General features: G+C 71.0%; 7 protein-coding genes. 3 read left to right on the top strand and 4 right to left on the bottom strand.

The features are described from left to right. Positions 1-243: YncE family protein (locus tag AC3XYG_RS39200; protein WP_489145330.1), on the bottom strand; the 243-nt coding region annotated here is incomplete at its 3' end. Between the two features lie 36 nt (positions 244-279). After that, a complete protein-coding gene (locus AC3XYG_RS39205; RefSeq protein ID WP_489145331.1) occupies positions 280-1,497 on the bottom strand; it encodes a hypothetical protein in 1,218 nt (405 codons plus the stop codon). 106 nt (positions 1,498-1,603) lie between these two features. Here AC3XYG_RS39205 and AC3XYG_RS39210 point away from each other — a divergent pair, with 106 nt between their 5' ends. After that, positions 1,604-1,873 (top strand): hypothetical protein, encoded by a 270-nt coding sequence (locus tag AC3XYG_RS39210; RefSeq protein WP_489145332.1) that lies wholly within the window; start codon positions 1,604-1,606, stop codon positions 1,871-1,873. Between the two features lie 23 nt (positions 1,874-1,896). On the opposite strand, the gene AC3XYG_RS39215 is transcribed toward AC3XYG_RS39210, so the two are convergent. Next, positions 1,897-2,529, bottom strand: a complete 633-nt coding sequence (locus AC3XYG_RS39215; RefSeq protein ID WP_489145333.1) for a TetR/AcrR family transcriptional regulator — start codon at positions 2,527-2,529, stop codon at positions 1,897-1,899. A 93-nt stretch (positions 2,530-2,622) separates the two neighbouring features. Between AC3XYG_RS39215 and AC3XYG_RS39220 the strand changes: the two genes are divergently transcribed. Together AC3XYG_RS39220 and AC3XYG_RS39225 are read left to right on the top strand one after the other, a co-directional pair. Continuing rightward, positions 2,623-3,450 (top strand): NAD(P)H-binding protein, encoded by an 828-nt coding sequence (locus tag AC3XYG_RS39220; RefSeq protein WP_489145334.1) that lies wholly within the window; start codon positions 2,623-2,625, stop codon positions 3,448-3,450. Between the two features lie 23 nt (positions 3,451-3,473). Then, positions 3,474-3,965 (top strand): anthrone oxygenase family protein, encoded by a 492-nt coding sequence (locus tag AC3XYG_RS39225; protein WP_489145335.1) that lies wholly within the window; start codon positions 3,474-3,476, stop codon positions 3,963-3,965. 4 nt (positions 3,966-3,969) lie between these two features. Here AC3XYG_RS39225 and AC3XYG_RS39230 read toward each other — a convergent pair. Continuing rightward, a partial coding sequence (locus tag AC3XYG_RS39230) for a sodium:proton antiporter (protein ID WP_489145336.1) occupies positions 3,970-4,155 on the bottom strand: 186 nt, incomplete at its 5' end.

The following is a 4,155-nucleotide window of genomic DNA, read 5'->3' on the forward strand; positions in this document are numbered from 1 at the left end:
CGGATCGATCTTCTGGATGCGATCCTCGGCGATCTGGAACAGGTGCCGGCCGTCGAAGGCGGTTCCGGCATGGGCGGCGACATCGATCGACCGCACGGTCTTCCCACTGGCGGGATCGAGGGCGTTCAGCGTGTCGCCGGCGGCAAACCAGACATGCTGGCCGTCATAGCTGACGCCATGCACCTCGTCGACGCCCGGGAAGGGTCCGTATTCCTGGAGGATTTCGGCTGCTGATCGTTTCATCGGTCCACCTCAATCGCTTGATGTCTTGTCCTGACCCTAGCCACCTGTCAGCGGGGCCGGGAGTAACAAGGTCGTCGTGAATCCCGGCATCGGCGGGGTCAGCCAGCGAAGCGCCCGCCCGCGGCCGAACGACTGCACTTTGCCGGCCACTGCCAGCGCATCGAGCGCCCGCTGCACGGTGCGTTGGCTGGCCCCGAGCGCCAGCGCCAGGGCCGAGCTCGACCAGGATTCACCGTCGGCCAGGAAGGCGAGCACCGCCGCATGCGGCTCTTCGACCGGCCGTGCCAGCACGACGACCTCGCCGGCGCGCGGCACCAGAGCGAAGCCCCGCTTCGTGGCGCTGATGCCGGCCAGCATCCGCAGCTCCCTGCGAAGCCGCCCGATCTCGACCCGCAGCCGGGCCCGATGCGATTCATCGGCGAACTTCGCCCCGAAGGCCCAGGCGAGAAGCACGCCGCGCGGCACATCCCCGGGCCACGCCTCGGCCAGCGCACGGGCGAGCGCGAACAGCACCGGCCGGGTGGCGAGCGAGACCACTGTGCCGGTGTCGCGCACGGCATGACGACACGCATCCACCACGAGCACCCCTGACGCCAGCAGCGCTTCGACCTCTTCCAGCAGCAGCGGGCGTTCCGCGCCCCGCGCCAGCAGGCGTGCCGCCGGCATGTCCAGGATGCGGGAGGCGCTGTCGACCTCTGCCGTCAGCGCGGGAATGCCGGCGGCCCGCGCGGCGCCCTGGGCCCGGGCGAGCGCGCCACGCGCCGCCTGGGACCGGAGGCGTCGCATCGCGATCCCAGCCACCACCAGCTCATGGGCCGCCAGCAGTGCCGGCGGAAAGGGGGTGGGGTCGAGTTCGGCAAGCGCCCGTTCGGCTTCATCGAGGCGTCCGATCAGCAGCAGGCGGCGGACGGCGAGATAGCGGGCATGGGCCGCGTTCACCCGGTCGCCATGGGTTTCGAGCGTCGCCCGCGCGGCGTCGAGCGTCTTCGCCGGCCAACCCAAATCGCGCGAGGCGAGCGCGATCTCGGCCTCGGCGACGATGCATCGGGCGCGGGCCACCGCCTCTCGCGGCCCAAAGGCGCGCGCCGCCCGGCGTAGCAAAGCTTTCGCCCGGACGAGGTCGCCGAGCTGCGCCATCGCGATGCCCCGCAGCGCCAGCCCCGGCGCGTCGTCGCGCAGGGCGACCCGCGTCAGGGCGCCGAGCGGATCACCCGCCGCGAGGGCACGCGCCGCGGCGGTGATCAGCGAGTCCATCGGAATCCCGCCACACTTGTCACTCCCCCCATCCCGGCCTCCGGCGCCAAGTCTATCCCGCGGCAGACGACCGCCGACAGCATCGAGAACGGATGGAGACGTGAAAATGGCGACGCCTATCGCCGGGACAGGTCAGAAATCTCCCGTGGCCGGCCTCGGCGCCGCCGACTGGCTGTCCCTGGCGGCAGCGCCGACCTTCACCCTGATGGCCCTGCTGACGCCCGCCCTGGGCGGACCGATCGACATGATCTGTGCGGCCGCTCCGGACGCATCGCCGTTGAGCGGCATGGCCCCGATGTACTGGCTCATGGCCGCCTTCCATGCGGCGCCCTGGCTGAGGCTGGCCTCCCGGCGGCACGGCGTCCGCCGCTCCTGATCCTGTGATCACTGAGCCCGCCGTCACTCCGGCAGGATCTCCTTCAGCATCATCCGCTTGAAGGTGGCGACCAGGGCCTCGCCCTCGGCCTGGTCGACGGTGATGGCCAGGCGCACCGTGGCACCGACCAGATGCATGGTCAGGAAGGCCGAGGTTTCCAGTTCGGCCCGGTCGGCCCGGGGCTGCAGCCGGGCCAGCACCTCGGCCAGCATGCCGCCGAGGGTGCGGTTCTCGGCCAGGTCCATGTCCTGCAGCGATTTGTCGGCCTGGGTGCCCGACCAGATGTCGCGCATGACGGGCTCGGCCAGAAACATCTGGTAATAGGCGTCGGTCAGGCGGCCCAGGGCGGCACGCAGGCCGGGCATGTCGCGCACCGCGTCCAGCTCGACCCGGATGCACTCCCGCCCCTGCGCGTCATAGCGTTCGGCCAGGGTGCGCAGGATCGCCGCCTTGTCCGGGAAGTACTGGTACAGCGAGCCGATCGAGACGCCCGCCTTCTCCGCCACCTCGCTCATCCGCATCGCGTCGCTGCCCTTCGCCGCGATGAGGGCCGCCGCCGTGCTGAGCAGGCTTTCCACGCGCTCGCGGCTGCGGCGCTGGGTCGGCACCCGGCGCGCGGCCGAGGGCTGCGGGTCCGAGGGGGCTGGCGTGGCCATGAACTGGGTCCGGAACGATTGCGCTTGCCATCCATAATACGAGGGATTATCACATTAGCAAATGTGAGCATAACTCATGTTATGGAGGACGCCATGACCGACACTCCCCTGACCCTGGTGCTGGGCGGCACCGGCAAGACCGGCCGCCGGGTGGCGGAACGGCTGGCGGCGCGCGGCGTGCCCGTGCGCATCGGCTCGCGCGCCGGACGCCCGGCCTTCGACTGGGACGACCGCTCCGGCTGGGCCGCGGCGTTGCAGGGCGTGTCGGCTGTCTATATCGCCTATGCGCCCGACCTGGCGATGCCCGGCGCGGTCGATGCCGTCGACGCCTTCGCCCGGCAGGCAGTGGAGAGCGGCGCCCGGCGGCTGGTGCTGCTGTCCGGCCGCGGCGAGGAGGAAGCGCAGCTTTGCGAGGCGGCGGTGCAGGACTCCGGCGCCGACTGGACCATCCTGCGGGCCAGCTGGTTCAGCCAGAATTTCAGCGAGAATTACCTGGTCGACGCGGTGCGCAGCGGCCTGGTCGCCCTGCCGGCCGGGCCGGTCGGCGAGCCCTTCATCGATGCCGACGACATCGCCGATGCCGCGGTCGCGGCGCTGACCGAAGACGGCCATGCCGGCCAGCTCTACGAATTGACCGGCCCGCGGCTGCTGAGCTTCGCCGACGCCATCGGCGAGATCGCCGAGGCCGCCGGCCGTGACATCCGCTACCAGCAGATCCCGCTGGCGGAGTTCGAGGCCGAGCTGGCCGCCGCGGGCCTGCCGCCAGACCTGGCCAATCTGCTGAAGTACCTGTTTTCCGAGGTGCTGGACGGGCGCAACGCCCACCTCACCGACGGCGTCCGCCGCGCCTTGGGCCGCGCGCCTCGGGATTTCAGCGCCTATGCCCGCGCCGCGGCCGCGACCGGCATCTGGGCCGCCTGACCTCTCTTCCCTCGGAGCGCACGATGACCGACCGTCTGCTCACCATCCTGACCCTGGTCACCGCCATCGGCTGCGGCCTGATCGGCGGCGTGTTCTTCGCCTTCACGACCTTCGTGATGGCGGCGCTGGGCCGGCTGCTGCCGCCGCAGGGCATCGCGGCGATGCAGTCCATCAACGTCTTCGCCGTCACCCCCTGGTTCATGTCGGCGCTGTTCGGCACCGCGCTGGCCTGCATCGTCCTGGCGGTCGTCGCGGTGCTGCATTGGCAGGAGCCGGGGGCCGCCCTGCTGCTCGCCGGCGGCGCGCTCTATGTCATCGGCGCCATCGTCGTGACCATGGCCTTCAACGTCCCGCTGAACGACGCGCTGGCGGCGGCGAACCCGGCCAGCACCGAAGGTGCGGCGCTGTGGACGCGCTACCTCCGGGAATGGACCGGCTGGAACCATGTGCGGACCGTAGCACCGCTGCTGGCCTCGGCCGCGCTGATCGGCGCCCTGCTGCGGAGGGGCTGGTAGCAGGTCAGCCGGCGTAGAAGACCAGCGACACCAGCAGGAACAGCGGCAGCAGGATGCCGCCGGACCAGGCCATGTAGCCGAAGAAGCTGGGCATCGCCACGCCGCGCTCCTGCGCGATCGAGCGCACCATGAAATTGGGCGCGTTGCCGATATAGGTGTTGGCGCCCATGAACACCGCGCCGGCCGAGAT

It is taken from the genome of Inquilinus sp. (genome assembly GCF_057815775.1).